Below are 2,238 nucleotides of genomic sequence, written 5' to 3'. Positions count from 1 at the left end.
CAAGACGGCCGGACAACCGTCCGCTGGGCCCGGGACGCTGCTTGCGGGGCGTCGTGTCAGCCTTGGTACCCGACCGCCCGCATGCCCCTGGCACGCGCAATCTCCGACGCCGTGTCGGACCCGAGGAGGTCGAGGACCTCGCGGGCACGGCCCGCGTGGACGGACGAAGCCAGGACACCCCCGCTGAAGACCGAGTTGATCCCGGTGTCGCCCGGCAGCGGACCGACGACGACGACGCCCGGCAGGTCCGTCAGCTCGCTGCGCTGCTGGAAGGCCAGGTCGGCCCGGCCGGACGAGAGCAGGCTGCCGGCAGGCACCCCCGCCGGTGCCTGGACGAGTCGGTCCGAGAGCGTGTCGGCAAGCCCCAGCCGGGTGATCAGTTCGATGAGAGCCGCCCCGCTGGGGCCGGTGGAGTACGCGACCCTCGTCGCGGAAAGGAGAGCGGCTCGCAGGTCGGATTCCGAGTCGAGCGCCGCAACCGGCGTTCCGTCCGGCACGGCCGCGACGACCTGGGAGATCCACAGCGGTCGCGCCGTGCCCCTCAAGAGGTGCCCTGCCTCCTCCAGCTCGGCCAGCGCTCCTTCGGCGAGGACGAGCAGGTCGGCCTCGGCACCCTCGCGCACCCGCCGTGCGACCTCGACCCCGCCGGCGGATTCGAAGCGCACCGGGATGCCGTGGGCCTGCCGGACGTGTTCGGAAAGGTCCGCCAGGACGGGCCGTGTCGCCATCGAGGACAGCCCGGAGATCTCTCGGTCCACATCGCCTCCTTGGGTCCGGCAGACGGTACGGCGCGCGCCACGGCGGCTCGACGCCGGTCTGCGAGACTGGCCGGATGAGCACACCCCGGAGCACGGCGGCCGGAAAGGTCCTTGAGGTCCTCTCGGCCTTCGACCGTGAGCACCCGTCGCAGACACTGTCGGAGATCGCTCAGCGTACGGGCTTGGCCTTGAGCACCGCGCACCGAGTGGTCACGGAGCTGGCGGGATGGGGAGCGCTCGAGCGCGCGGAGGACGGGTCGTGGCACATCGGGCTGCGCCTGTGGGAGATCGCCTCGGGGTGTCCCCGGACCCAGATCCTGCGCGATGCGGCGCTGCCGTTCATGCAGGACCTCTACGAGGCGACCCATGAGAACGTCCAGCTCGCGGTGCGCGAAGGCACGGAGCTGGTCTTCGTCGAACGGATCGCGGGGCATCGGTCGGTGGAGGTGGTCACGATGGTCGGGTCCCGGTTCCCCATCGGCTCCACCGGGATGGGGCGGGTGCTGCTGGCGCACGCGCCCCCGGAGATACAGGAGGAGGTCCTCGAATCTCCGCTCCGGGCCTGGACCCCGCACACCGTCACCGACCCGAAGGCGTTGCGGACGCAGCTGGACCGGATCCGCCGCGAGCAGCTCTTCGTCAGCGACCGGCAGCTCTCGGAACGCTCGGCCGCGGTGGCCGCGCCGGTGCGGATCGGCCGGGCCGGCCCGGTGAGCGCCGCCTTGGGGATCGTCATCGCGGCGCGCGGCGCGAGCCGTGCGCGGGGACTGCGTGAGCCGCTGCTGAGGGCTGCGCAGGGGATCTCCGACGAGCTCGGCAGGCGGGCCCGGACGGCGGCCTGACATTCGGGGAGGCTTCCGCCTGGCGGAAAGGAGGGCGACGGGGCGAGGGCGCGGATGCCAGCGTTCGGGGTGTTCGAAACCCCACCCCCGCTCAGGAGATGCCATGGCCGACGCCATCGTCGACACCGTTGCCTCGGCCCCAGTCGCTGTCGTCGGTGCCGGCCCAGCCGGCCTGATGCTGGCGCATCTGCTCGGGCGCGCCGGGGTCGAGACGATCGTGATCGACACCCGAACCCGGCACGAGATCGAGGCGACGCACCGGGCCGGCATCCTCGAAGCCGACGCGGCCCGGGACCTGGTCGAGACCGTCTCCGAGCGGATCCTGCTCGACGGTCACGAGCACGACGGCGTCGAGCTCCGCTTCGGCGGGCGTCCGTACCGCGTCGACTTCAAGAAGCTGGTCGGCGCGTCGGTGTGGCTCTACCCGCAGACCGACGTGTTCATCGACCTGGCCGACGCCCGGGAGCGCGACGGCGGCACGGTCCACTTCGGTGTCAGGGACACCGAGGTCCTCGACATCGCGACCGACGCTCCCCGGGTCCGCTGGACGGCGCCCGACGGGACCCGCCACGAAGTCCGAGCGCGGTACGTGGTCGGTGCGGACGGGTCGCGCAGCATGTGCCGCGACCTGGTGCCCG

Annotated in this window: 3 protein-coding genes; 2 read left to right on the top strand and 1 reads right to left on the bottom strand. The window is 72.4% G+C overall.

Annotated features, from left to right (window positions below; translation table 11 throughout):
* Positions 1–56 precede the first annotated feature (56 nt).
* Entirely contained in the window at positions 57–758 is a 702-nt protein-coding gene (locus VR45_RS41160; protein ID WP_052709762.1) for a substrate-binding domain-containing protein, read from the bottom strand.
* A 74-nt stretch (positions 759–832) separates the two neighbouring features.
* Between VR45_RS41160 and VR45_RS41155 the strand changes: the two genes are divergently transcribed.
* On the top strand, positions 833–1,600 hold the full coding sequence (locus VR45_RS41155) for an IclR family transcriptional regulator (RefSeq protein WP_045945102.1): 768 nt from the start codon (positions 833–835) through the stop codon (positions 1,598–1,600).
* A gap of 103 nt (positions 1,601–1,703) precedes the next feature.
* The coding region (locus VR45_RS41150; RefSeq protein ID WP_045945101.1) for an FAD-dependent monooxygenase at positions 1,704–2,238 on the top strand (535 nt) is incomplete at its 3' end.

The organism is Streptomyces sp. NRRL S-495, assembly GCF_000966955.1.
Lineage (GTDB): Bacteria > Actinomycetota > Actinomycetes > Streptomycetales > Streptomycetaceae > Kitasatospora > Kitasatospora purpeofusca.
This window is presented reverse-complemented; position numbering and strand designations above follow the sequence as displayed.